The 24,209-nt window shown below is 64.1% G+C and carries 18 protein-coding genes and 1 pseudogene; 8 read left to right on the forward strand and 11 right to left on the reverse strand.

What is annotated here, in order from left to right:
• Nucleotides 1-26: 26 nt before the first annotated feature.
• The gene (locus LFL96_RS03185; protein ID WP_280997940.1) at nucleotides 27-860 is read right to left on the reverse strand and encodes an EAL domain-containing protein; all 834 of its coding nucleotides are present in this window, start codon (nucleotides 858-860) and stop codon (nucleotides 27-29) included.
• 292 nt (nucleotides 861-1,152) lie between these two features.
• On the opposite strand from LFL96_RS03185, the gene LFL96_RS03190 reads away from it, so the two are divergent.
• From LFL96_RS03190 to fahA, 3 genes are read left to right on the forward strand one after another with little or no spacing between them, the layout of a single operon-like run.
• Nucleotides 1,153-2,517, forward strand: a complete 1,365-nt coding sequence (locus LFL96_RS03190) for an MFS transporter (protein ID WP_280997942.1) — start codon at nucleotides 1,153-1,155, stop codon at nucleotides 2,515-2,517.
• A 34-nt stretch (nucleotides 2,518-2,551) separates the two neighbouring features.
• Nucleotides 2,552-3,898 carry a homogentisate 1,2-dioxygenase gene (hmgA, locus tag LFL96_RS03195; protein WP_280997944.1) on the forward strand — a complete coding sequence of 449 codons (1,347 nt, stop codon included), beginning with the start codon at nucleotides 2,552-2,554 and terminating at the stop codon, nucleotides 3,896-3,898.
• Nucleotides 3,895-5,202: a fumarylacetoacetase gene (gene fahA, locus LFL96_RS03200; RefSeq protein WP_280997946.1), complete on the forward strand. Its 1,308-nt coding sequence runs from the start codon at nucleotides 3,895-3,897 to the stop codon at nucleotides 5,200-5,202. Before hmgA ends, fahA begins: the two co-directional genes overlap by 4 nt.
• Before the next feature lie 102 nt (nucleotides 5,203-5,304).
• Here the strand turns inward: fahA and LFL96_RS03205 are convergent, their stop codons facing one another.
• From LFL96_RS03205 to LFL96_RS03235, 7 genes and pseudogenes are all read right to left on the reverse strand, one after another.
• Nucleotides 5,305-6,240, reverse strand: coding sequence for a pyridoxal-phosphate dependent enzyme (locus LFL96_RS03205; RefSeq protein WP_280997947.1), 936 nt, complete (start codon nucleotides 6,238-6,240; stop codon nucleotides 5,305-5,307).
• On the reverse strand, nucleotides 6,237-7,466 hold the full coding sequence (locus tag LFL96_RS03210) for an MFS transporter (protein ID WP_280997949.1): 1,230 nt from the start codon (nucleotides 7,464-7,466) through the stop codon (nucleotides 6,237-6,239). The genes LFL96_RS03205 and LFL96_RS03210 overlap by 4 nt, the downstream gene beginning before the upstream one ends.
• Nucleotides 7,463-8,269: an alanyl-tRNA editing protein gene (locus LFL96_RS03215; protein WP_280997951.1), complete on the reverse strand. Its 807-nt coding sequence runs from the start codon at nucleotides 8,267-8,269 to the stop codon at nucleotides 7,463-7,465. The genes LFL96_RS03210 and LFL96_RS03215 overlap by 4 nt, the downstream gene beginning before the upstream one ends.
• Before the next feature lie 8 nt (nucleotides 8,270-8,277).
• Nucleotides 8,278-8,949: a serine O-acetyltransferase gene (locus tag LFL96_RS03220; RefSeq protein ID WP_280997952.1), complete on the reverse strand. Its 672-nt coding sequence runs from the start codon at nucleotides 8,947-8,949 to the stop codon at nucleotides 8,278-8,280.
• Between the two features lie 258 nt (nucleotides 8,950-9,207).
• Nucleotides 9,208-10,368 carry an MFS transporter gene (locus tag LFL96_RS03225; RefSeq protein ID WP_280997954.1) on the reverse strand — a complete coding sequence of 387 codons (1,161 nt, stop codon included), beginning with the start codon at nucleotides 10,366-10,368 and terminating at the stop codon, nucleotides 9,208-9,210.
• A 67-nt stretch (nucleotides 10,369-10,435) separates the two neighbouring features.
• On the reverse strand, nucleotides 10,436-11,602 hold the full coding sequence (locus LFL96_RS03230) for an MFS transporter (protein ID WP_280997956.1): 1,167 nt from the start codon (nucleotides 11,600-11,602) through the stop codon (nucleotides 10,436-10,438).
• Nucleotides 11,603-11,777: 175 nt separating this feature from the next.
• A pseudogene (locus LFL96_RS03235) lies at nucleotides 11,778-11,885 on the reverse strand (enoyl-CoA hydratase); the annotation flags it as partial.
• A 146-nt stretch (nucleotides 11,886-12,031) separates the two neighbouring features.
• Here LFL96_RS03235 and LFL96_RS03240 point away from each other — a divergent pair.
• Nucleotides 12,032-12,649: a hypothetical protein gene (locus tag LFL96_RS03240; RefSeq protein WP_280997958.1), complete on the forward strand. Its 618-nt coding sequence runs from the start codon at nucleotides 12,032-12,034 to the stop codon at nucleotides 12,647-12,649.
• Between the two features lie 84 nt (nucleotides 12,650-12,733).
• On the opposite strand, the gene LFL96_RS03245 is transcribed toward LFL96_RS03240, so the two are convergent.
• Nucleotides 12,734-13,732: a 2-hydroxyacid dehydrogenase gene (locus LFL96_RS03245; RefSeq protein WP_280997960.1), complete on the reverse strand. Its 999-nt coding sequence runs from the start codon at nucleotides 13,730-13,732 to the stop codon at nucleotides 12,734-12,736.
• Nucleotides 13,733-14,322: 590 nt separating this feature from the next.
• Here LFL96_RS03245 and aspT (LFL96_RS03250) point away from each other — a divergent pair.
• From aspT (LFL96_RS03250) to LFL96_RS03265, 4 genes are all read left to right on the forward strand, one after another.
• On the forward strand, nucleotides 14,323-16,005 hold the full coding sequence (aspT, locus tag LFL96_RS03250; RefSeq protein ID WP_280997962.1) for an aspartate-alanine antiporter: 1,683 nt from the start codon (nucleotides 14,323-14,325) through the stop codon (nucleotides 16,003-16,005).
• Between the two features lie 213 nt (nucleotides 16,006-16,218).
• Complete coding sequence (gene aspT, locus LFL96_RS03255) at nucleotides 16,219-17,901, forward strand: aspartate-alanine antiporter (protein ID WP_281000533.1); 1,683 nt, start codon at nucleotides 16,219-16,221, stop codon at nucleotides 17,899-17,901.
• Nucleotides 17,902-18,034: 133 nt separating this feature from the next.
• The gene (locus LFL96_RS03260; RefSeq protein WP_280997964.1) at nucleotides 18,035-19,699 is read left to right on the forward strand and encodes a bifunctional aspartate transaminase/aspartate 4-decarboxylase; all 1,665 of its coding nucleotides are present in this window, start codon (nucleotides 18,035-18,037) and stop codon (nucleotides 19,697-19,699) included.
• 219 nt (nucleotides 19,700-19,918) lie between these two features.
• The gene (locus LFL96_RS03265; RefSeq protein WP_280997966.1) at nucleotides 19,919-21,157 is read left to right on the forward strand and encodes an alanine--glyoxylate aminotransferase family protein; all 1,239 of its coding nucleotides are present in this window, start codon (nucleotides 19,919-19,921) and stop codon (nucleotides 21,155-21,157) included.
• 86 nt (nucleotides 21,158-21,243) lie between these two features.
• Here LFL96_RS03265 and LFL96_RS03270 read toward each other — a convergent pair whose 3' ends face one another.
• Nucleotides 21,244-22,572, reverse strand: coding sequence for a DUF1996 domain-containing protein (locus tag LFL96_RS03270; RefSeq protein WP_280997968.1), 1,329 nt, complete (start codon nucleotides 22,570-22,572; stop codon nucleotides 21,244-21,246).
• Between the two features lie 225 nt (nucleotides 22,573-22,797).
• On the reverse strand, nucleotides 22,798-24,009 hold the full coding sequence (locus tag LFL96_RS03275) for an MFS transporter (RefSeq protein ID WP_280997970.1): 1,212 nt from the start codon (nucleotides 24,007-24,009) through the stop codon (nucleotides 22,798-22,800).
• Between the last annotated feature and the right edge of the window lie 200 nt (nucleotides 24,010-24,209).

Here is a 24,209-nt window from a genome sequence, read left to right on the forward strand (position 1 = left end):
GCGCAGTTCCAACCGCAGCGCCAGCCTCAAACCGCGCGATCGTGATAATGCGCGTTGAACAACGGCCCTTGCACGAAGCGCACGTCGTATTGCTGAAGCGCGACGAACTGCGCTTCGTCCATCACACGATTGAAGATCAACGGTATCCGCAGCCGGCTCGCATACCCGACCAGCGGCTTCACCGTCGCGTCGCGCAACGCGATGCCCGCATCCATCTTGATGAAGTCGAGCCGCGCGGTTTCCGACACCGACAGAATCTGCCCCGCGTTCGACAGATTGCCCGCCACCTTGAACCCGTAGCGCTGATAGCTGGTGGTCAGGTAGCCGAGAAAGGTCTTATGGGCGACGGCGGCCGCCGGCAATTCGATCACCACCCGCGCCGGGTTCAATCCGAACGACACCAGCACCGTCGAAAAATGCCGTCCATGGTCGTACTTCACGCTCTTCAGTAGCCGTTCGTGCACGCGCAGGAACAGCAGACCGTGCCGCTGCGCGCCGAAAAAGTTGATCGCATGCAGCGCCCGTGACATGCGGTCGAGCGCGACCAGTTTCTGGTCGTCGGCGATGCGGTCGAACGGATCGAACACTTCGAAAGGCGGCGCGTCCAGACGTCGCGTGACCGCCTGAAAGCCCAGTTCGTCGCCGAAACGATCGACGCTTTCCACGCTGGACGTGAGCGATTGCGCGAGCGAATGCACGCTGATGTCGAAGATCGGTTCGTACGCGCTTGCGAGTTCGACGCCATCGAAACGGGCCAGCGCGATGTCGCTCTGCTCGCCGTGTCCCATCGCCAGATATTCGCCGAGAAAGGGATGGTCGGTGGCGCGGGCAATCAGGTTGGGGATGGTCGGCGGAATCATGTAGGCGCAATGGATGGCAAAAGAGGCGCGCTCGGCGCCAGGCAACGCGACGCGTTGCCGCATCCATCGATGGTAGCAGTCCATACACCGGTCACATGGACAAATTGCTCATAACGTTATCCGCCGAACGCTTGTGCCATCGGCCTCGCCGCCGGTTTCGGGCGAGTTTTCAGGGTATACGTTAATTTCACCATGCGTAATTCGTTTTACTATACGTAAATTGCGGCGTGACCGACGATGGCGATCGCCATTCGCCCGTTAAACAATCCAGTCAAGGATGAGGGGAGACCCCATGAACACCCAAGCGGCCCGGAACGGCGCCAACGTCATCGAAGTCGAGCGCGTGCTAGGCGAAACGCACCAGCCGGCATTCCAGTGGATGCTGCTCGTGCTGTGCGGCCTGTGCCTCGTGATCGACGGCTTCGACGCGCAGGCGATGGGCTACGTCGCGCCGAGCGTGATCGGCGAATGGCACGTGTCGAAAGCGGCGCTCGGGCCGGTGTTCAGCGCCAGTCTGTTCGGCATGCTGCTGGGCGCGCTGGGTTTGTCGGTGCTGGCGGACCGGATCGGCCGTCGGCCGGTGCTGATCGGCGCGACCTTCTTCTTCGCGCTGTCCATGCTCGCGACGCCGTTCGTCTCGACGATTCCGGCGCTGATCGCGCTGCGTTTCATCACCGGTCTCGGCCTCGGCTGCATCATGCCGAACGCGATGGCGCTGGTCGGCGAGTTCTCGACGCCCGCGCATCGCGTCAAGCGGATGATGCTGGTGTCGTGCGGTTTCACGCTCGGCGCGGCGCTCGGCGGCTTCATCAGCGCCGCGCTGATTCCGGCGTACGGCTGGCGCGCGGTGTTCTGGGTCGGCGGCGCGGTGCCGCTGCTGCTCGGGTTCGCGATGCTCGCGGCCTTGCCGGAGTCGCTGCAGTTTCTGGTTCTCAAGGGGCGCAGCGAACGCGCGCTGCGCTGGCTCGCGAAGTTCGATCCGTCGCTGCCGATCGATGCGAACACCCGCGTCGTCGTGCGCGAAAAAGGCAATGGCGGCGCGCCAGTCGCCGAACTGTTCCGCGCGGGCCGCACGCCGGTCACGCTGATTCTGTGGGCGATCAGCTTCATGAATCTGATCGATCTGTACTTCCTGTCCAACTGGCTGCCCACGGTGATGCGCGACGCCGGCTATTCGCCGTCCACGGCGGTGATCGTCGGTACGGTGCTGCAGACCGGCGGCGTGGTCGGCACGCTGCTGCTCGGCTGGTTTATCGAACGGTTCGGCTTCGTGCGCGTGCTGTTCGTGTGCTTCGCCGGCGCCGCGCTGTCGGTCGGCACCATCGGCACGGTCGCGCATGCGTTGCCGTGGCTGCTGATCGCGGTGTTCGCCGGCGGCTTCTGCGTGGTCGGCGGACAGCCGGCGGTCAACGCGCTGGCCGGTCACTTCTACCCCACCTCATTGCGTTCGACGGGTATCGGCTGGAGCCTCGGCATCGGCCGGATCGGTTCGGTGATCGGACCGCTGATCGGCGGACAATTGATCGCGCTGAACTGGTCGAACGCGTCGCTGTTTCACGCCGCCGCCGTACCGGTGCTGTGCTCGGCGCTGCTGGTGATCGCGCTCGCCGCGGCCACGCGTCAGCGCGCCCGGCCGTCCGAAACCCAGGCCGCATGAGATGACACGATCGAGTATCAACGGAGAACCTTGCATGGATACCGCAACACGTCAGCCGAACACCGCCTGCTCGCGGCTCGAGATCGAGCCGGGTTATCAGTCGGGTTTCGGCAATGAATTCGCGACCGAGGCGCTGCCGGGCGCGCTACCCGAAGGCCGCAATTCGCCGCAGCGCGCGGCCTACGGCCTGTACGCGGAACAGATCTCGGGCACCGCGTTCACCGCGCCGCGCGGCCACAATCGCCGCTCGTGGGTGTATCGCATCCGGCCGGCGGCGGTGCACAAGCCGTTCACGTCGCTGCCCACGACACGGCTGGTCGCCAACTTCGCGGACGTGCCGCCGACGCCGCCGAACCAGTTGCGCTGGGACCCGCTGCCGATGCCGGCCGATCCGACCGACTTCGTCGACGGCTGGGTGACGATGGCGGGCAACGGCGCGGCCGAATCGATGAGCGGTTGCGCGATCCACCTGTACGCGGCCAATCGTTCGATGCAGGATCGCTTCTTCTACAGCGCGGACGGTGAACTGCTGATCGTGCCGCAGGAAGGGCGCCTGCAGATCGCGACGGAAATGGGCCGGCTCGACATCGGACCGTTCGAGATCGCGGTGATTCCGCGCGGCGTGCGCTTCTCGGTGGCGCTGCCGGATGGCGCGGCGCGCGGCTACATCTGCGAGAACTTCGGCGCGCTGCTGCGCCTGCCGGATCTCGGGCCGATCGGCTCGAACGGTCTCGCGAATCCGCGTGACTTCCTCACCCCGCACGCGGCCTATGAAGACCGCGAAGGCGACTTCGAACTCGTCGCCAAGCTGAACGGCAATCTGTGGCGCGCGGACATCGGCCATTCGCCGCTCGACGTGGTGGCCTGGCACGGCAATTACGCGCCGTACAAGTACGACCTGCGCCGCTTCAACACGATCGGCTCGATCAGCTTCGATCATCCGGACCCGTCGATCTTCCTGGTGCTGCAATCGCAAAGCGACACGCCGGGCGTCGACTCGATCGACTTCGTGATCTTCCCGCCGCGCTGGCTCGCCGCGGAAGATACGTTCCGTCCGCCCTGGTTCCACCGCAACGTCGCGAGCGAATTCATGGGCCTCGTGCACGGCGTGTACGACGCCAAGGCCGAGGGTTTCCTGCCGGGCGGCGCGAGTCTGCACAACTGCATGTCGGGCCACGGGCCGGACGCGGATACCTTCGAGAAAGCCTCGCATGGCGATACGTCGACGCCGAAGAAAGTCGGCGACACGATGGCCTTCATGTTCGAGACGCGCACGCTGATCAAGCCGACCCGTTTCGCGCTGGAGACCGCGCAATTGCAGGCGCATTACTACGAGTGCTGGCAAGGCCTCGCGAAACATTTCAACCCGGAGCAACGATGAGCGCATTGAGCGATCTTCAGGCGACGCTCGATCCGTCGCGTAAAAGCTGGGTCGAATCGGCGAACGATTCGAGCAGCGATTTTTCGATCCAGAACCTGCCGTTCGGTGTGTTCAGCCTTCGGCAGGATGGCCCGGACGGCGCGCGTCGCGTGGGCGTGGCGATCGGCGATGCGATCGTCGATCTGGCGGTCCTGCGGAATGCCGGTTTGCTGAACGTGCCGCAACGCGAGGTGTTCGCGCGCGACACGCTGAACGATTTCATCGCGCTCGGCCGCGACGCGTGGCGCAGTGTGCGCATTCAGTTGAGTCATCTGCTGGCGCGCGACACCGCGACCGTGCGCGACGACGCGGCGCTGCGCGCCAAGGCGCTCGTCCGTCAGGCCGACGCGCATCTGCATCTGCCGGTGCAGATTCCGGGTTACACCGATTTTTACTCGTCGAAGGAGCACGCGACCAACGTCGGCTCGATGTTCCGCGATCCGAAGAATGCGCTGCTGCCGAACTGGTCGGAGATGCCGATCGGTTACAACGGACGCGCGTCGTCGGTGGTGGTGAGCGGTACGCCGGTGCGTCGTCCGAACGGTCAGTTGAAGCTGCCGGATCAGGAGCGCCCGGTGTTCGGCGCGTGCCGCAAGCTCGACATCGAGCTGGAGACGGGTTTCGTGATCGGCGCGGGCAACGCGCTGGGTGAACCGATTGCCTGCGAGGATGCCGAGGCGCACATCTTCGGCATGGTGCTGCTCAACGACTGGAGCGCGCGCGACATTCAGCAATGGGAATACGTGCCGCTCGGGCCGTTCAACGCGAAGACTTTCGCGACGACGATCTCGCCGTGGATCGTCACGCTCGATGCGCTCGAACCGTTCCGCGTCGCGCAGCCGGTGCAGGAGCCGCAGCCGCTCGCGTACCTGCGTCACGACGGCGCGCACGCTTTCGACGTGCAACTGGAAGTGAAGCTGCGTCCGCAGTCGGCGAAGCAGGCGAGCACGATCGCGCGAACCAATTTCAGGCACATGTACTGGACGATGGCGCAGCAACTTGCGCATCACACGGTGTCGGGCTGCAATACGCGGGTCGGCGATTTGATGGGATCGGGCACGATCAGCGGACCGAGCGAAGATTCGTTCGGCAGTCTGCTGGAGTTGACGTGGAACGGGAAGAAGCCGCTGGAATTGCGCGAAGGCGGTACGCGCAGCTTTATCGAGGACGGCGACGAATTGACGCTGACCGGCTGGTGTCAGGGTGACGGGTATCGCGTCGGATTCGGCGATTGCGTGGGCGAGATTTTGCCGGCGCGGGCGTAGTGGCGCCTGGCTTAAGAGCGCGATAGATAGAAAGGCCGACGCAAATTGCGTCGGCCTTTTTCGCATCCGGGTTCTCATGCGGTCGCTCGATCTTGCCGATGCCTAGCGCACGTACCATAGCCCGTGGTCGTACAGAATCGATAGCACCTTATGCGTGTCCCCGGCATCGTGCGCCAACTCGCGTGCCACGCTGAGGCACGCGGCGGCAGTGTTGCCTGGAAGCAGACCGTGAATTCTCGCGAAGCTTTTGCGGGCATCCAACACCTGCTCGTAGCTGACCGTTCTGACCTCGTCGATGAGTCGCCAGCCTAGAAAAGGCGGCGCGACGCCGACTGACATGCCCTCCAGCTTGTGGTCCACGAACACGCCGTGGCGGGAATCGCACCCTTGCGGTTCGACCAGCACGACATTCAGCGCGTAGCCCGCCGATTTCAGTGCCCTGGTAATGCCGACAAGACTTGCCCCCGTGCCGGCACATGCAACAAAAGTCAGTTTCTGGATTCGCGGCCAGGCCTTCAGTTGAGCGACGATTTCCGGGCCGGTTTCGAGCTCATGCGCGGCGACGCTGCCGGAGTTGTGAAACTGATCGGTGTAGAAATAGCTGCGCTCGCATTCCTGCTGATGAGCCAGATGCCACTCGATGACCTCACGTGGTGTTGCGCCGCGTTCGAGCATGTCGAGTCCAATCAGCCGTGCTCCGAATAACTCGAGACAACGGCGCTTGACGCCACTGAATCCCAGTCCCACCGCCAGGTCGACGGGAACACCGTGTGCCTGGCACGCAATCGCCAGTCCAAAACCGAAATTGCCACCGGTTTTTTCGATGACCGTGGTGCGCCCCGGCACGATGTCTCCACACGCTATCGCATTGCGCACGATGAAGCGTGCGGCACGTACTTTGTGACTGCCTCCGGGGTTATCGCATTCGAACTTGAGCAGCAGGCCGGGCTCGATCTCGCGCAGTGGCGTAGGCAGGCCGTTGCCCGAACTTTGCTGGATTGTCGACGGTGGGTGTATTTCCGGCGCGCTGACCGTCATGCCTGCAAAACCTCGTTCGCGGATGATCGCACTTCGCGCAGGCATATCCACGTCATTGCGGCTGCGGCGAGACAAAGCAGCAGACAGAGCAGGTTAGTGGTCTGCCAGCCGATCGAGCTTTGCAGAACGGCGGGAAGAAAGGCGCCCGCAGTCGCGCAGACTGCAATCACGCAATCGTTGATGCCTTGCATCCGGTAGCGCCGGTCGTCGCTCAACGAGCAGGCCAGCAAGGCGCCGCCGCCGACGTAGCCGAAATTCCAGCCGACCCCGAGCATGACCAGGGCCGCTGCTATCGCTCCGATGCCGGAGCCCCATATACCCAGGACAGCGCAGCCCGCGAGCAACAGGTAGCCTGCAAGCAGCGTATTGCGATGACCGATGCGGGAAAGAATCATTCCGGTCGCGAACGACGGCGCGAACATCGCGACGACGTGCGCCTGGATCACCAGCGAACTGGTGTCGAAAGACGCGCAAATGGATTCCATGACCAGCGACGCCTGGACCATCAGCATGTTCATCAGCAGGTAGCTCAACGCGGCGGCGACCACGGCGGCCAACACCGGCGCGCGCGTCGTGACGGTATTTTTCCCGGCAACGCGTGTGCTGGCCGTGGATGCCTGGGCAGGACGCCAGAACGCGATCAGCACGATCGTGGCGAGTCCGAGCAGCACGAACGACGCATAGCACAGCGAGAATGGCGCGAAACCACTCACGTCCTTCAATCCGATCGACAAAAGTGGACCGCTCAGCGCCGCGACAATGCCGCCCGCCACGACCAGCGACACGCCTTTCGGACGCAGTTCGGGCGCGAGCCCGTCGACGGCGGCGAAGCGATAGAAGTTGGCGAACGCCACGTAGGCGCCGAGCAAACCATGCGCGCCGACCAACTCCGTGAAGCTGGTATTGACGACGGCGTGGAAACCGATAAGACCGGCGGCAATCAGGAAGACTGCGCCGAGCAGGAAACCCGCTTTGCGGCCATGCCGCCGCATCAGACTTGCCGCTGGATAGGTGCAGAGGGCGACCGCTGCGAACTGGACGCCGTACGGTACGGTGGCCCAGGCGTTACCGGGCGCCAGTTTGCCGCCGACTAGCGCGGCAATCGTGACGGAAACGACGGCCGCGGTCAGATTGATCGCCTGGCAAAGCGTAAGCAGATAGGTCGTACCCGGCAAGTCGATCGGTGCACGCGATGGCTGCGATGGTTTTTCACTTGCGCCGGTCATGCCCCACCCTCGCGTACCGATGAACTGCGAACGTCGACATGAAACGCGGTGGTGTCGAAACGCGCGTCCGCAAACTGGCAAGACAGTCGTTCCTTGCCAGACCCCATGCTTTTCCGGCGAACGGCGATGAGGCCAATCGGCGCGGTATCGCTGAGATGCGTGCCGCCACAGGGCATGACATGATCTTCGCATTGCCAGTACCGCGCATCGTCGTGATCCGGATGCGCGTAGGTTCGCACGGCGCTTCCTCGCGCGACGAAGTCGTTGGCGATGCGCTCGATGGCTTCGACTTCCGCCAACGAAAACCGGCTGGCCACGCCAAAGTCGAATCGTGCCCCGTCCGGACGGATATGGCAGCCCAGCGTCCACGTCACGGCATCGGGGCGAACTTGGCCCACGCCGAGATAGAGAAGATGCGATGCGGTGTGACTCAGCGACAATTGCGCCCGGCGCAGGGTGTCGATGTTGATCGAAACTTCATCGCCGGGTTTCAGTCGGGCGAGATGCTGTATGTCGGCGGGGTCGATCACGTGCTCCACGACGCCGCCGAGTTGAATGTCCGGAAAATCGGGCAGATTCGCGCGTTGGCCGTACATCTTGCGCGCGTGGACGAAACGGATGACCTGCCCGCCGGCCAGTTCGATCGTGCCGGTGTCCGCCTCCTGGCCGCCGCCCTCCGGATAGGCAATGGTTTGAGCCAGCTCGATATAGTCGCCGCCAATCTTCGTGATGATCGATTTGATCTGACACAAAAAGGAATCCGAATGATATAGGCGAGCGGTGGATCTTGGAAATGGAAGCATGGGTGGGATTAAATGACGTTGTGCGATGGTTCGGAAAGACTGGCGCCGTTCCGGCTCCGAACGATCTGCGTTTCCGAACGCAGCGTGACGATGGAATGGGGGGCGATGTCGTGCGTGATACTGCAGTGCGAGCCGATAAATACGTCGCTGCCGACGCGGATGTCGCCGAAAACGCGTGCGAATGCGCCGATCTGAACGCGATCGCCAATCGTGGGATGGCGCTTGCCGGCCGGGTTGTCGGCAATGCCGGTCGCGCCTAGCGTGACGCCGCCAAGCAGATAGCAGTCGTCGCCGATGAGGCTCGTCTCGCCGATGACCGAACCCCAGCCATGATCGAGAACGAACCGCCGCCCGATCTTGCAGCGTGGATGGATGTCGGCGCCGGAGAGCAGCTTGCCGCGGCTGGCGACGAGCGATGCATAGGTCTTCAGCTCACCCGGGGCCCGTGGGTCGCTGTCTGCCGTCTCGATCAGCGAGTGGGCAAGCCGGTAATGCAGCACGGCTCGGAACGACGTTGAACCATGGAGAATGGCCGTGGCCGAGTCCTGCTGAGCGGGATCCTTGGCGAGAAACGCGGCGAGATCCTCTTGCGCGAGTGTGCATGCGTCGGCGAAACAACGGTGTTCCGTCACCAACGCCGCCACGTCGGGCGGCGTGCATTCCATCAGCGCTGCGCGCATGAGATGAACGAGTACCCGACTCGCCTCTGCCGACGCGGACTCTATTCCAAATGCGCTGCTTTTATCAGTAGACGCAAGTCGGGCCGACGTCGGCGGTGCGAAAAACTCGGAATCACTTAAGAACTCTCTCATACGTTATTGATCTGTATAGGAATACGTATGAATGAGTTTGCCTTAAAAGTAGGTTATTTGGGGTGCGGAAATTTCCCAATTCACACCTCTTGCGAGGTTCAGTCCGCGGCACCCGCGCCACCTGTGTCAGCCTGTCACGCTTTCCGCGACTCGCCGCCGTTCCCACCACACCGCCGCCAGAAACGCGAGCGCCGCGACAAACAGCACGCCCACCATCGCATCGTCGCCGACGCCTTTCATCAGCGCGCCGGCCACCAGCGGCCCGCCGAAGCTCGCCACGCTCCACGCCGCGCCGACCAGCGAACTGGCCGACACCAGCGCGACGCCACGAAAGCGTTCGCCGCAAGCGACCAGCGACAGCGTATAGATCGCGCCCGCCGCCGCGCCGAGCACGTACAGCAACGGCCAGCACAGCCACGGCGACGCCACCGCCCACGGCAGCAACGGCAACAGCAGCGCGACGATCACGCCGCAGCCGATATGCACCCGCTCGCGACCCAGCCGGTCGGCCAGCCAGCCGATCGGAAACTGCATGGTCGTGTCGCCGAGCAGCAAGGCCGACGCGAACAGCACCGCGACTTCGCTGGAGATGCCATGCGACATCGCGAAAAGCGGCAGCAGCGAGAGCGCGATCGTGTCGAACAGCGCGAAGAAGCCGGTGCCGATCACAAGCGCCGGCATTTGCGGCAACACGCGAGCCCAACTGCCGTGCTCCGCGTGTTCGTCGTCGGCGGCGTGCGGGGTGGTGCGGATCGTCGCGAGCATCGGCAGCGCCAGCAGGAAAATCGCGCCGCAGATCAGGAAGCGCGAATGCGCGAGTCCGGCGATCTGGCTCACCAGCACCGGCCCCGACATCTGGAACAGCGTGAAGTTAGTCGCGTAGATCGCGACGACGCGGCCGCGCGTGGCATCGTCGGCAAGCTGGTTGACCCAGGCTTCGCCGATCGTGAACAGCAGCATCAGCGCCGCGCCGCACAGCACGCGCAGCAGCGCCCAGAGCCACAGGTTCGCGGTGAGTTGCATCAGCGCGGTGGCGAGCGCGACCACCAGCACCGAGCCGACGATCACCTGGCGGCCGCCGAAGCGTGCCGCGACCCAGCCCGCGAACGGCACGACGAAGAGTCCGCCGCCGGCTTGCGCGGCAGTCAGCAGGCCGACCACGTCGGTGCCGTAGCCGGCTTGCGTCAGCGCGAGCGCGGTGAGGGGGAGGGTGGCGCCGCTGCCGAGTCCGACCACGGCGACGCTAAGAATGAGGGCGAGGAAATCGCGAGTGAAGATGACTTTCATCGGCCGTGATGCTACTACGGGCGAACCGCACGCGCATCGTTCGACGACGCGCGTGCGCGGCGTGGCCTTATCCCGCGGCCACCATCCGCTGCGCGCGGCGCTCGATCGACACCGACCACAACGTCAGCACCAGCGCGCCGATCGAGGTCGCCACGCCGACCCACGGCAGCGTGGTCAGCGGCGCGCCCGCGCCGATCGCCATGCCGCCGAGCCACGCGCCGGTCGCGTTGCCGAGGTTGAACGCGCCTTGATTCAAGGTCGACGCGAGATTCGGCGCATGACTCGCACGGTCGACGATCAGCATCTGCAACGGCGGCACGATCGCGAAGGCCAGCACGCCCCACACGAACACGGTGATCATCGCGGGAATCTGCGCGTGCATCGTGCCGGCGAAGATCGTCAGGATCACGACGATCGCCAGCAGGAACGCCACCAGCGAAGGCAGCAGCCGCCAGTCCGCGAGCTTGCCGCCGAGCGTGCTGCCGACCGTCAGCCCGAGGCCGAACAGCAGCAGCACGAGCGTGACCGCGTGCGGCGTGAAGCCGGTGACGTCTTCGAGAATCGGCGTGATGTAGGTGAATGTGGAAAAGAGGCTTGCCGACGCGAGCACGCTGATGCCGAGCACCATCAGCACCTGCGGGTTCTTCAACACGCTGAATTCGTGGATGAGGCTCGCCTTCTGCATTTCAATCTTCGCCGGTAGACAGACGGCGAGCGCGGCGGCCGCGAGCACGCCGATGCCGGTGACGGCCCAGAACGTCGTGCGCCAGCCCACCGCCTGGCCGAGCGCGGTGCCGAGCGGCACGCCGAGCACGTTGGCGAGCGTCAGGCCGGTGAACATCAGCGCGATGGCCTGCGCGCGACGATTCGGCGCGACCAGTCCGGCGGCGACCACCGAGCCGATGCCGAAGAACGCGCCATGACAGAACGCGGTGACGATGCGCGCGGCCATCAGCACCGCGTAACCCGGCGCCACCGCGCACAGCAGATTGCCGACGATGAACACGCCGATCAGACTCATCAACGCTTTCTTGCGCGGCATATTGGCCACCGCGATCGCGACGATGGGCGCGCCGATCGTGACGCCGAGCGCGTACGCGGACACCAGCATGCCGGCAGCGGGAATCGAGACGGACAGATCGCGCGCCACGTCGGGCAGCAGCCCCATGATCACGAATTCGGTGGTACCGATTCCAAAGGCGGCAACGGCAAGGGCGAGCAGGGGCAAAGGCATGATGGCGGAGCGTGATTCGACGCGGCGGGGAAGGCCGCGCGGCCGGCGCGCATTTTCGGGGCGAGAACGCGTGCGCCGGTGAGAGCAGGCAAACAGTAGGGGATTCTACCTAAGTCAAAACACGCGCGCCGTGCCGCTGGGCAGTTGTTGTTTTTTGCTGAAAACGCGAGATGACGTCCACCGCATTGCGTCGCTCGGGCCGCTCAAGAACGATCGTCGCCACGCCGATATCTTCGTTAGCTTCGATGCGAACGTAGTCATTGAAAATTTGCGTGAGTATCATCGTTGTTGTCTCTGTAGAGGTTAGCGTCCCCCCGTTTGCTGCGTTTGCCGCGGGTTTTTTCAGCATGCTCGTGCCGATGTGATCCGGTGTCATTGATCTCGTCGAACGGCGTGCTGCATGCAGTGTGATTAATGCCGTGGTCTGTCATGCTTCTTTCACAGTCGACTCGTAGCGTTAGCGCTCTTTTAACGCGCTGGCGGATTTTCGCTGGCTTATCGAGCTTGCCTTTGCCTTCGTCCACTTCATCGTCGGCCACCGCGCCGGCCTGTGCCGAGACCGTCTGGACCATCCCGCTGCACGAGCACGCATGGTACGACCATGTCCGTCTCAAACGCGTCTTCGTCACCGACGGCACACGTCATCAGGTGGTGCTGATCGACGCGCGCAAGCTGCTCGCGTGTGCGGATCGCGACAATACCGACTATGTGCTGAAGCCCGTTGTCGAATGGCACGCGGGCAAGGTACGCGGCATCCGCGAATTCCTCGACCCGGAAAACCCGCGCATTCCGCAGATGCCGTACGTGACGATCTCGACGCGTCGCGCGCCGGGTCTGTTCGGATGGGTCGGGCTGGAGCGCGAGGGCGTGGTGGCGTTTCGTAACGGCCAGCATCGCGCGCGCTATCTGGCGGATGCGGGCGCGCGCTGGTTCCCGGTGGAAGTGCACGAGCGTGAAGCCGGTTTGCTGCGCGAACTGTGCGGCGCCCCGGACGATGCACGCACGGCGATCCGCTCGACCACGCTGGGCGGTCCTGGCAACCCATAAGCCGGCCGGGTGGCCGGGCGAGCTGCCCGGCGAACGGTGAAGCGGGCAAGAGGTTGAGCGCGCAGAGCTGTTCCGCGCGCCACCCTAAGCCGCGCCGCGCACCACATTGCGCGGCGTCCCCGCCTGCCACGCCGCGACGTTATCCAGCGTGGTCTGCGCGATCTCGCTCATCGCCTCGCGCGTGAAGAACGCCTGATGCGCGGTGACGATCACGTTCGGAAACATCAGCAGACGCGCGAGCACGTCGTCCTGCAGCGGCAGATTCGAGTGATCCTCGAAGAACAGGCCGCCTTCTTCCTCGTACACGTCGAGGCCGAGATAGCCGAGCCGGCCGTCTTTCAGCGCGCCGATCAGCGCATTGCTTTCGACCAGCCCGCCGCGGCCCGTATTGATCAGCATCGCGCCATGCTTCATCTTGCCGAGCGCGTGCCCGTCGATCAGGTGATAGGTATCCGGCACCAGCGGACAATGCAGGCTGACGATGTCCGATTCCGCCAGCAACGTATCCAGCGGAACATAGCGTGCGCCGAGCGCGAGCAGATCGCTCGCGGGCGTGCCCGGATCGTACGCCAGCACCTGCATGCCGAAGCCCGCCATGATCCGTCCGAACACGCGCCCGATCATGCCGGTCCCCACCACGCCGACAGTCTTGCCGTGCAGATCGAAACCGAGCAGTCCATGCAGCGAAAAGTCGCCCTCGCGGGTCCGCGCGGCGGCGCGCGGCAAACGCCGGTTCAACGCCAGAATCAGGCCGACTGCATGTTCGGCCACCGCATGCGGCGAGTAAGCCGGCACGCGCGCGACAGCAATGCCCAGGCGTTCCGCCGCCGCCAGATCGACGTGATTGAAACCCGCCGAGCGCAGCGCGACGAGCCGCGTGCCGCCCGCGTGCAACCGTTCCAGCACAGCGGCGTCCACGTTGTCGTTGACGAACGGACAGACCACTTCGTAGCCCTGCGCGAGGATCGCGGTCTCGCTATCCAGATGCGATTCCTGAAAGTGCAGTTCGTAGCCGTGCTTGCCGTTGGCCTCGGTGAAGGTGTCGTTGTCGTACTGACGGCTGCTGAACAGGATCATGCGCATGACGGGCTCCGGGAAAGGCAGGCCGGCGCGCCTGAATGAACGCGAACGGCGCACGGACGAATCAGTATAGGAGACGCGACTCGCCGCCTCTTTCCCGCACACGGCCGCGCCTGCGATCTTGTTCTGGATTGTGCCCGCGCTTGCGTTGATTTGCCGCAATTTGCCATTCGTCGATTGCTAAAGATCATCTTTTGCGAAGCCAATCCGGGCGAAATCGAAATTATTATTGACAGCCGTCGAGAATTTTAATATTTATTAAAAAAGCATCTGACAAAAACATGTCATTGATGTCGTAAAGCAGTCAAAATCGGCCATCGGAAGACGGCGCCTTTTTCAGGGGCGCCGAGCTTTTTTGCGAGGACAGCGTGACCGTTCAGCTATCACCAGCGCTTTTCAATAACATCGCCGCAGCGCGGCAATTTCCCCCGGCGCATTCCGCGTCATCCCATTGCCATAAATAGTGTCATTCAACCGTTATGCCGGTTGAGTAATTGCTGAGCCGTACCGGGTCCAGGCGAATTATTTGCACTTTTTCTGAGCATTTGTTTTTCAGTCTCCTGCTAATCAACCTTGTAAATCGGCGGATCTACATGATTGGTGAATTGCTGAGGTCTCAACCGGAGATCGCGCTGTTCGCAAGTCTCGCAATCGGCTATTTCATCGGCTCGTTCCGGGTCGGGCCGATTCAGCTCGGCGGCGTGTGCGGCACGTTGATCGTCGCGCTGCTGTTGGGACAGACCGGCGCGCGGCTCGCGCCCGACCTCAAGAACGTCGCGTTCGCGCTGTTCATCTTCGCGCTCGGCTTTACCGGCGGCCCGCAGTTCTTCGCCAATATCGGCCGCGGCTGGCGGTATGGCGTGTTGTCGCTGGTGGAGATCGTATCGGTGCTGGCGCTGATCCTGATCGCGGTCGTCGTGATGCGGCTCGACGCGGGCACGGCCGCCGGTCTGCTGGCCGGTGCGGCGACGGAATCGGCGGTGATCGGCACGGCGTCGGAGGCAATCGCCAAACTCGGGTTCGCCGACACGGAGACGTTGCGGCTCCAGGCCAACATCGTGACGGCGTACAGCGTGAGCTATCTGTTCGGCTTGATCACCATCGTGCTGTTCACGAGCCAGTTCGCGCCGCTGCTGTTGCGCGTCAATCTGCGCGACGAAGCCGAGCGCGTGTGGCGCAAGCTCGGCGGCGACGGCGCGTTCGGCGAGGGGCAGCGCGCGGGGGCGCCGGCGCTGGTGGGGCGGGCATTCCGGGTCGGCGCGGCGGCGGGCTCGACCGTCGAGGCCATCGAGCGGCTGCACGGCTACAACCTGACCATCGAACAGATCCAGCGCGCGGGCGGGGCCGTGCCGGTCGAACCACAAGCGGCGTTGACGGCCGGTGACCTGATCCTCGTGGCCGGGCGGCGCGAAGCGATCGTGACGGCGGCCGCCGCGTTGGGCGACGAAATCGACGGCGCCGTGTTCGGCCCGCTCGTCGCGGAGAAGATCGACGTCGTCCTGACACGGCGCGACGCGGAAGGGCTCACGGTCGCGCAGTTGCGCGAGCGCGCGAAGCCCGAGGACGGACGTGGCGTGTATATCGCGGCGGTCACACGGCTCGAAACCACGGTGCCCGCGTTACCGGGCACTGAACTCGATCGCGGCGACGTGCTGACGCTGGTCGGCGCGAAAGCCGACGTGGAACGCGGCGCGCGGCGCCTGGGTTACGTGTTGCCGCCGACGCAGAAGACCGACTTCGTCTACCTCGGTCTCGGCGTGCTCGTCGGCATGGCGATCGGTCACCTGGGCGGCCGCATCGGCGGCGTGTCGATCGCGCTCGGTACGGGCGGCGGCTGTCTGCTGTCGGGCCTGCTGTTCGGCTGGGTGCGTTCGCGCCATCCGCTGATCGGTTCGTTACCGTCGGCGGCCGCGCAGATTCTCAAGGACTTCGGCCTCGCCACCTTCATCGCGGCGGTCGGTCTGTCGGCGGGACCGGACGCGATCAAGCTCGTGCGCGAGTACGGTCTCGCGCTGCCGGTGGCGGGCATTCTGATGGTGCTGGTGCCGGGACTGCTGTCGCTGTGGATCGGCCGCATGTTCCTCAAGCTCGAAGCGCCGATGCTGCTCGGCGCGATCGCCGGCCAGCAATGCAGCACGCCGGCGATCAGCGCGCTGGTGGGGGTGACCGGTAATTCCACGCCGGTGATCGGCTACACGATCACCTACGCACTCTCGAACATTCTGTTGCCGTTGATGGGACCCGTGGTGGTGGGTCTCGCGGGCAAGCTCGGTTAGCAGGCAGGGCACGACACAACACAACACGACGCAGCACGACGCAACACGACACACGCGTCACGACAGGAAGCAGTACCACGCACGCGAAACGACAACGCGGCACGCGCATCGCGATTCCCATGACTTCGCTTCGCGCAACCGCAGGCACGGCGCCGGCCATCCCGGCACGCAGCACCCAGCACTCAATATCTCAAACTATCCAGCGAGGGCATGATGGACTGGCTACATCACATTTTTCAGAAATCACCCGAGATTGCGCTGTTTCTATCGTTAGCGGCCGGTTACTTCATCGGCCAGATCAACTTCGGCAAGTTTCAACTGGGCGGGGTCGGCGGTTCGCTGCTGGCGGCGGTCGTCATCAGCCAGGCGGGTGTGACGATCGACAACGGCGTGAAGTCGGTCATGTTCGCGGTGTTCATCTACGCGGTCGGCTACGACTCCGGTCCCGGCTTCTTCAATTCGCTGAACCGCAAGACCTTGCGCGAAATCGCGATGGCGGTGTTTCTCGCGGTGACCGCGCTGATTACCGTGGTGGTGTGCGCGAAGCTGTTCCACCTGAACAAGGGGCTCGCGGCCGGACTCGCGGGCGGCGCGCTCACGCAGTCGGCCATCATCGGCACGGCGGGCGATGCGATCGCGCGGCTCGGCCTGCCCGCCGATCAGGTGAAATCGTTGCAGTCCGACGTCGCGATCGCCTACGCGGTGACCTACGTGTTCGGCTCGCTCGGCGCGATCATCGTGTGCGTGAACATCCTGCCGAAGTTCATGGGGCAAAGTCTGCGCGATGCGTCGATCGAGGCGGAGCGCGAATTGTCGTCGGGCGGATCGTCGCTCGCGGCGGGGCAGATTCGCGCGCTGCCGGAACTGGTGGGACGCGCGTACCGGATCGACGTCAGCGCCGGCAAGACCGTCAAGGCGGTCGAGACCCTGCATCAGGACATGCTGACGATCGAGCGCATCAAGCGCGACGGCAAGAACCTCGACCCCGTGCCCGATCTCGCCTTGCAGGCGAACGACGAAGTGCTGGTGGTGGGCCGCCGCGAGGCGGTGGTCGCGTTCGGCGCGAACGGCAACGAGATCGCCAATGTCGAGGACATCGGCGTGGTGATGCAGACGCGCGACGGCGTGTTCACCCGCAAAGGCATGAATCACACGACGATCGCCGCCGCGCGCGACGTGGTGGATCGCGATCTGCGCCACGGCGTGTATATCCAGAACGTGACGCGCGCCGGCCAGCCGGTGCCGATCCTGCCGGAAACCAAGCTGGAGCACGGTGACGTCATCACGTTCTACGGCTCGCCGAAAGACACCAAGCGCGCGGTCGATGCCGCCGGCTACGAGCTGCCGTACAGCAACAAGACGGACTTCATCTACATGGGCGTGGGTCTCGTGCTCGGTCTGCTGATCGGGCTGATCGTGATCGACGTGGCCGGTATTCCGCTCACGCTCGGCTCGGGTGGCGGCTGTCTGCTGGCCGGCCTGCTGTTCGGCTGGATGCGCGGCAAGCATCCGATGTACGGGGTGATGCCGTCGGCCGCGTCGCAATTGCTGAAGGACTTCGGTCTCGCGGCCTTCGTCGCGGTGGTGGGCCTGAACTCCGGCCTGCAGGCGGTGGTGACGGTCAAGCAGAGCGGCATGACGATCTTCCTGCTCGGCGTGTTCGTCACGTTGTTCCCGCTGATCCTGACCATGCTGTTCGGCCGCTACGTGCTCAAGTACAACAACGCGGCGATTCTGGCCGGCGCGCTGACCGGCTCGCGCAGCGCGAACCCGGCCTTCGGCGGTGTGCTCGACAAGGCGGAAAGCGCGGTGCCCACCGTGCCGTTCGCGATCACGTATGCAATCGCGAACGTCGCGCTGACCTTGCTCGGGCCGCTCGTCGTCGGGCTCGTCTGACGCCGGCGGCGACCGGCGAAATACCCACGTCAACCATCGCATACAGCCGCTTTACCGATCTCTCTCACGCCGGCGTCCAACGGGCGATCCTCGCGACGCCGGCGTCATTCACCTGCTCACTGGAGAACGCATCATGGCAAAAGAGAAGGGCGACAAGAAACACGCCGACATGGCGCAAGCGGGTCTCGCCGCGCTCAGCCCGTTCGAACTGAAGGACGAACTGATCAAGGCGGCCGGTGGCGGCGCCGTGGAGCGCGCCGCGAACGTGTCGATGCTCAACGCCGGCCGCGGCAACCCGAACTTTCTCGCGACGATTCCGCGGCACGGCTTCTGGCAACTGGGCCTGTTCGCGATGCGCGAGTCGGAGCGCTCGTTCGCGTACATGCCCGAAGGCGTGGGCGGCTTTCCGCGCCGTGACGGTCTGGAGGAACGCTTCGATCTGTTCCTGCGCGAGAACAAGGGCGTGGCGGGCATCGACTTTCTGCGCGGCGCGGTCTCGTACGTGCGCGATCAGCTCGGCTACTCGGCGGGCGACTTCCTGTACGAAATGTGCGAGGGCATCCTGGCGTCGAACTATCCGGTGCCGGACCGCATGCTCAAGTTGTCCGAGCTGATCGTCGGCCAGTATCTGCGCCGCGAGATGATCGGCAATCATCCGTTCGTCGGCGAATTCGACGTGTTCGCGGTGGAAGGCGGCACGGCGGCGATGACGTACATCTTCAACACGATGCGCGAGAACCATCTGATCAAGGCAGGCGACACGATCGCGCTCGGCATGCCGATCTTCACGCCGTACATCGAGATTCCGCGCCTGAACGACTATCAGCTGAATGTCGTCAATCTCGAAGCCGACGTGGAAAACGGCTGGCAGTATTCGAAGAAGGAACTCGACAAGCTGCGCGACCCGAAGGTGAAGGCCTTCTTCCTCGTGAACCCGAGCAATCCGCCCTCGGTGAAGATCGACGACGAGAGCCTCCAGTACATCGCCGACATCGTCAAGGAACGGCCGGACCTGATCCTGCTGACCGACGACGTGTACGGCACCTTCGCCGACGACTTCGTGTCGCTGTTCGCGCTCGCGCCGAAGAACACGATCCTCGTGTATTCGTACTCGAAGTATTTCGGCGCGACCGGCTGGCGGCTCGGCACGATCGCGACGCATCGCGACAACGTGCTCGACCGTTTGATCGCCGAGTTGCCGAAGGACGCGAAGAAGCAATTGCACGAGCGCTACGAATCGATCACGACGGAGCCGGACAAGCTCAAGTTCATCGACCGGCTGGTCGCGGACAGCCGCACCGTCGCGCTGAATCACACGGCGGGTCTATCGACGCCGCAACAGGTGCAGATGGTGTTGTTCTCGCTGTTCTCGCTGATGGACACGCCCGACGCGTACAAGAACGCGCTGAAGCGGCTGATCCGCAAGCGCAAGCAGGCGCTCTACGAAGAGGTCGGCATTTCGTTCGAGGACGACGATCCGAATCAGGTCGACTACTACACGATTCTCGACATCGAATTCCTTGGCGAGAAGATGTTCGGGCGCGAGTTCGTCGACTGGCTGCTGAAAAACACCGAGCCTTCCGAGCTGCTGTTCCGTCTTGCACGCGAAGCGCGGGTCGTGTTGTTGCCGGGGCGCGGGTTTGGCACGCAGCATCCGTCGGGGCGCGTATCGCTCGCGAATCTGAACGAGTCGGACTATCGGCAGATCGGGCGCGCGCTGCGCAAACTGATCGAGGAGTACATCGAACGATTCAATGCCGCGACCGGAAAAAAGCTCGATAAAACGAAGGTGAAATAACACGCGGTGGGCGATTGTTGGCCAACTGGCAGGCATTTGCAGCGAAAGTGAATAAATTCGCTGCAAACGTGTTTAAAGGCTTGCGCAATCGCGCGGATCGGTGAATTATCCAACGCACGGCCTCGCCAGTGTCATTGCTGGCGAGGCCGCTTTTTACTCTGCGTTTGCTCGCGTTCCGACTTTCACGCCGACTTCTACGTCGACTCACACGTCTCGATCATGCCGACTTCTTCACACTCCTCCGTTGCTTCCGTCGTGCCCTGTCCGGTTGTCGACTCGCTCGACGCCATCCTTCCCGAAGAACCGTTGCTGATGATGGGCGCCGGCCCCGTGCCGATTCCCGCCGCCGTCGCCAAGGCCAACGCGATCGTGATCAATCACCTCGGCGGCACCATGGTGAAGGTGATCAACCAGGTGAAGACCATGGCGCGCTACGTGTTCCAGACGAACTCGAAGTGGGTGCTGGGTGTCGCGGGTCCGGGATCGGCGGCGATGGAAATGGCGATCTCCAATCTCGCGTGGCAAGGCACGCGCGTGCTGAGCATCAAGAACGGTTTCTTCAGCGAGCGGATGGCGGAGATGGGCCGCCGTGTCGGCGCGCAGGTGAGCACGCTGGACGTCGACGACGGCGTGGTCGCGAGTCTCGATCAGGTTGCCGAAGCGATTCGCCGCGAGCGGCCGGAGATCGTGACCGTAGTGCAGGGCGAGACCTCGAACACGGTGTGGAATTACCACCTGAAGGATATCGCCGCGCTCGCCAAGGCGGCTGGCGCGCTGGTGATCGTCGACGCGGTGTGCACGCTCAGCACGATGCCGCTGGAGATGGACGCGTGGGGCATCGACGCGGTGATCACCGGTGGGCAGAAGGGCTTGTCGTCGATCCCCGGCGTGTCGCTGATCGCGTTCTCGGATGCGGCGTGGGCGCGCGTGAAGGGACGCACGGCGTCGAACGCGCACTGGTGCCTGGATGCCTCGCTCGCGGAGAACTTCTGGCACAACGCGGGCTATCACTACACCGCGCCGGTGTCGGGCGTGCTCGCGTTGCACGAGGCGTTGCGACTGGTGTGCGCGGAGACGCTGGAGAAGCGTTTCGCGCGACATCTGAAATGCTCGCTGGCGTTGCAGGAAGGGATCGCCGCGTTGGGGCTGAAGCTGTATGCGCCCGCCGAGTGCCGGCTCAATTCCGTAGTCGGCATCGAAGTGCCGCAGGGTTTGAATCCCGGCGACATCTGCGGGCATATCTCGCGGCAGCATCAGGTGGAGATTTCGGGCTCGTTCGGTTTGCCGATCGTGCGGATCGGCCAGATGGGCGAGCAATGCCGCGAACACAATCTGTTCAGAACGCTGCACGCGCTGGGCCGCACGATGCGCGATCTCGGCGCGAACGTGGATTTGCCGGCGGGCGTAGCGGCGCTGGAGAAATCGCTGTCGGGTGGGGCGCGCGCGGCAGCGCGGTGACGCGGCGTGAACGTCCCTGTCGCACGCCTGATCGAAACTGAAGCAACGCCGAAGCCGGCCGCCGCGCGCGCGGGCAGCGCGGCGCTTCACTTGAGATAGAGCGCCGGCGCCCAGCCGCCTTCGCGCGAAGAAAACTGCACGCTGCGCCCCGTCGTGTTGCGTATGCAGATGCCGATCTGCGTCGCGCCGGCGGCGACCTGCGCGGCCACGTAGCTCGTCACGTCGTTCGTGCGCACGCCGGGCAAGTTGTCCAGATAGATGCCGCCTATGTGTTGCGTCGAGCAGGCGCTGGCAGTCGGCGGATGCGTCGCGTCGTCCCAATCCGTGGACGCTGCGTAAAGGTCGAGCATCACGGCCGTCGAGTCGCTGACGTTCTGCCCATAGGTTTGCAGCGAAGACGTCGCATACGGATAGGCGCCGAGATCGCGAGGCGTGTCGAATTTCATCAGTACGACGCTGCCGGTCGTCGACATCAGCGTGGCGTCGGTGGCATGCACCACGCCGTTCGTGTCGGTCCACGCGTCTGCGTTAGCGACCGAGTAATACGTCGGGATGCTCTTCGAGCAGGTCGAGCCCTGCGTTACCGGCGCGTTCATGCACGTGTCGATCATGTATTGCATCGAATCGACCTTCCACGCGTCGATAAAATCGCCGTGGGCCGTGTACATGCCGCCCCATTGCAGCACCCAGCGGCCATCCTGCCACACCGGGTCCAGCGATAGCTGCGCGCTCGACATATCGGGGTCCTGTCCGAGGTCGTACGCGATGTTCATCTGCAACTCCGGCAGCTTGACCGGGAAGGCGCTGGGGCACGTACCGTCCGCATTGCGATACGCCATGTTGACAATGCCGGCCATGGGGTCGGGCACCAGCGTTTTGCCGTCCCAGCAATCCGGGAAATGCACAGAGATGTCGAGCTGCGCGTACGGGCCGTCGCTGCCGGTCACGAGCGGGCACTGGGTCGGGGCGACTGTCGTGTACGAGCCGCCCGCGCACAGGAAGTTGATGTGGGGATTCGGTGTCGTGCCCTTGTGATCGCCCGCCAGCATCTCGAGGCCGGCGGGAATCGCCTGAAGCGGAACAACCGGTTGATCGTTCTTGTAATAGGTCTTCTGATACGACGGCACGACGATGCCGGACGCGCGCTTCAGTTGCGGCGCCCAGTAGGCCGAGACGTCGGCGGTCGAATCGCAGGTGGTGAGCTTGTTGTCGTTCAGTGAACCGTATGTGCTGGATGCATTCGTCGCCGTGTTGCCGAAGAAATCGTGACCCATTGCCTGACCGGGAAGACCGGGATACATGATCGGATCATCCGGCAATGTATGGGAGTAAGCGCATTGCACGTTGAACTCGTTGGCCCAGGCGGGGGCAGCGACCGACGCCAGAAGTATCCAGAGCACGCGAAAGATTTTCATGTCGGACTCCGTTGAGTCGCGACGTATCGCGAACCCGTGCGGCCGCGAGCGTCATTGATGAAACCTGTTTCGTAGTATGACGAACTAATCTGTCTGGAAGCGAAGACGGGACCGACAATGACGAAAGTCTAATGAGCGTGCAATCCGAATCCGCCGGTGCGGCGGGCGCCGTCTCCGACGCGGCGTGCCGCGTCGGACAGGAAGAAGGAACCGATCGAAGCTGAATCAGGTCGCCGCGGGGGCGACCGGCGCGCGTGCATTGCGCAGATAGAGAACCGTCGACAGCACGACGGCCGCGGCCGACGCCATCGCCGCAAACAGAAACACCGAGCCGTAGCCGAACTCACCGGCGATATACCCCGCCAGCGGCCCGGTAATCCCCAGCGACAGATCCAGAAACACCGAATACGCCGACAACGCCGCGCCGCGGCTTGCCGGCGGCACGAGGCCGACCGCCTCGACGCCGAGCGCCGGAAACACCAGTGCGAAGCCGAAGCCCGTCAACGCGGCGCCGGCGAGCGCCACGTGCGGTTCGGGGGCGAGCCACAGCATCAACAGCCCCGCGCATTCGAACGAGAACGACGCAATCGCGACGCGGAACCCGCCGTAAGTCTTGATCGTATTGGCGAACAGCAGACGCGCGCCGATGAAGAGCGTGCCGAACACCGTCAGCGACAGCGCCGCGTTCGGCCAATGCCTCGCCGCATAGAACAGCGTGATGAAGGTGGCGATCGAGCCGAACCCGGCCGAGCCGAGCGCGAGCCCGAGGCCATGCGGCAACACGCGCGTGAACACGCTGCCGTACGACATGCGCTCGCCGTGCACGACCGGCACCGGCGCGATGGGCCGCGCCAGATAGAAACCGAGAGCGGCCAGCAGAATCACCAGAATGCCCAGCGCGGCGAAGCCGACCGTATGCGCGATCGCGACGCCGAGCGGCGCACCGACCGCCAGCGCGCCATACGTGGCGATGCCGTTCCACGAAATCACCCGCGCGTTGTTGCTGGTGCCGACCCGGCCGATGCCCCACAGAATCGCGCCGGTGCCGCACAGGCTTTCGCCGAAACCGAGCACGAGCCGGCTACACACCAGCAGCGCGAGGCTCAGCACGGGCCAGCGGCCGCACAGCACCGCGGCCAGCAACAGCACGCCGCTCGCACCGCACCCCAGCAGACCGATCGACACCGTGCGTTTCGGCCCCAGCGTGTCCGCCGAGCGGCCGGCCAGCGGCCGCGACGCGAGCGTCGCCAGGTATTGCACGCTGATTGCCGCGCCGGCCAGCACCGCGCTATAGCCGAGGTCGTCGTGGACGTAGCCGGGCAGCACCGCGAGCGGAATTCCGATCGTCAGGTAGCAAATAAACGTGAAAAAAACGACCGGAATGATCTGCAAGGTCGTCGCAAACTGGCTGCGAGGTGCCGCTGAGTCGGTGGACATGGGGAAAACGAGACTTGAAAACGCCGGAAAGCCGTGATTTTCCCATGGAACCGATTCCCTTGCAGGGATTGCTTAATAATCCAGGCGGTTAATAAACGGTGCCGGATGCATATAGTGGTCAGTTTTTGCTGCTTCGACGTCGTTTTTTCCGGTGCGACAGGTGAGTTGCGGCAGAGTGGGGTTGTCTTTATTGGCTTATA

It is taken from the genome of Paraburkholderia sp. D15 (assembly GCF_029910215.1).
Classification (GTDB): domain Bacteria; phylum Pseudomonadota; class Gammaproteobacteria; order Burkholderiales; family Burkholderiaceae; genus Paraburkholderia.

Excerpts from the sequence above, each read along its gene's own strand:
- LFL96_RS03215 (WP_280997951.1), bottom strand. The coding sequence starts at position 8,269 with ATGCTTCCATTTCCAAGATCCACCGCTCGCCTATATCATTCGGATTCC.
- hmgA (WP_280997944.1), top strand. The coding sequence starts at position 2,552 with ATGGATACCGCAACACGTCAGCCGAACACCGCCTGCTCGCGGCTCGAG.
- LFL96_RS03220 (WP_280997952.1), bottom strand. The coding sequence starts at position 8,949 with ATGCGCGCAGCGCTGATGGAATGCACGCCGCCCGACGTGGCGGCGTTG.
- LFL96_RS03240 (WP_280997958.1), top strand. The coding sequence starts at position 12,032 with ATGCTTCTTTCACAGTCGACTCGTAGCGTTAGCGCTCTTTTAACGCGC.
- LFL96_RS03185 (WP_280997940.1), bottom strand. The coding sequence starts at position 860 with ATGATTCCGCCGACCATCCCCAACCTGATTGCCCGCGCCACCGACCAT.
- LFL96_RS03245 (WP_280997960.1), bottom strand. The coding sequence starts at position 13,732 with ATGCGCATGATCCTGTTCAGCAGCCGTCAGTACGACAACGACACCTTC.
- LFL96_RS03205 (WP_280997947.1), bottom strand. The coding sequence starts at position 6,240 with ATGACGGTCAGCGCGCCGGAAATACACCCACCGTCGACAATCCAGCAA.
- LFL96_RS03270 (WP_280997968.1), bottom strand. The coding sequence starts at position 22,572 with ATGAAAATCTTTCGCGTGCTCTGGATACTTCTGGCGTCGGTCGCTGCC.
- LFL96_RS03260 (WP_280997964.1), top strand. The coding sequence starts at position 18,035 with ATGGCAAAAGAGAAGGGCGACAAGAAACACGCCGACATGGCGCAAGCG.
- LFL96_RS03210 (WP_280997949.1), bottom strand. The coding sequence starts at position 7,466 with ATGACCGGCGCAAGTGAAAAACCATCGCAGCCATCGCGTGCACCGATC.
- aspT (WP_280997962.1), top strand. The coding sequence starts at position 14,323 with ATGATTGGTGAATTGCTGAGGTCTCAACCGGAGATCGCGCTGTTCGCA.
- fahA (WP_280997946.1), top strand. The coding sequence starts at position 3,895 with ATGAGCGCATTGAGCGATCTTCAGGCGACGCTCGATCCGTCGCGTAAA.
- LFL96_RS03275 (WP_280997970.1), bottom strand. The coding sequence starts at position 24,009 with ATGTCCACCGACTCAGCGGCACCTCGCAGCCAGTTTGCGACGACCTTG.
- LFL96_RS03265 (WP_280997966.1), top strand. The coding sequence starts at position 19,919 with ATGCCGACTTCTTCACACTCCTCCGTTGCTTCCGTCGTGCCCTGTCCG.
- LFL96_RS03190 (WP_280997942.1), top strand. The coding sequence starts at position 1,153 with ATGAACACCCAAGCGGCCCGGAACGGCGCCAACGTCATCGAAGTCGAG.
- LFL96_RS03225 (WP_280997954.1), bottom strand. The coding sequence starts at position 10,368 with ATGAAAGTCATCTTCACTCGCGATTTCCTCGCCCTCATTCTTAGCGTC.
- LFL96_RS03230 (WP_280997956.1), bottom strand. The coding sequence starts at position 11,602 with ATGCCTTTGCCCCTGCTCGCCCTTGCCGTTGCCGCCTTTGGAATCGGT.
- aspT (WP_281000533.1), top strand. The coding sequence starts at position 16,219 with ATGGACTGGCTACATCACATTTTTCAGAAATCACCCGAGATTGCGCTG.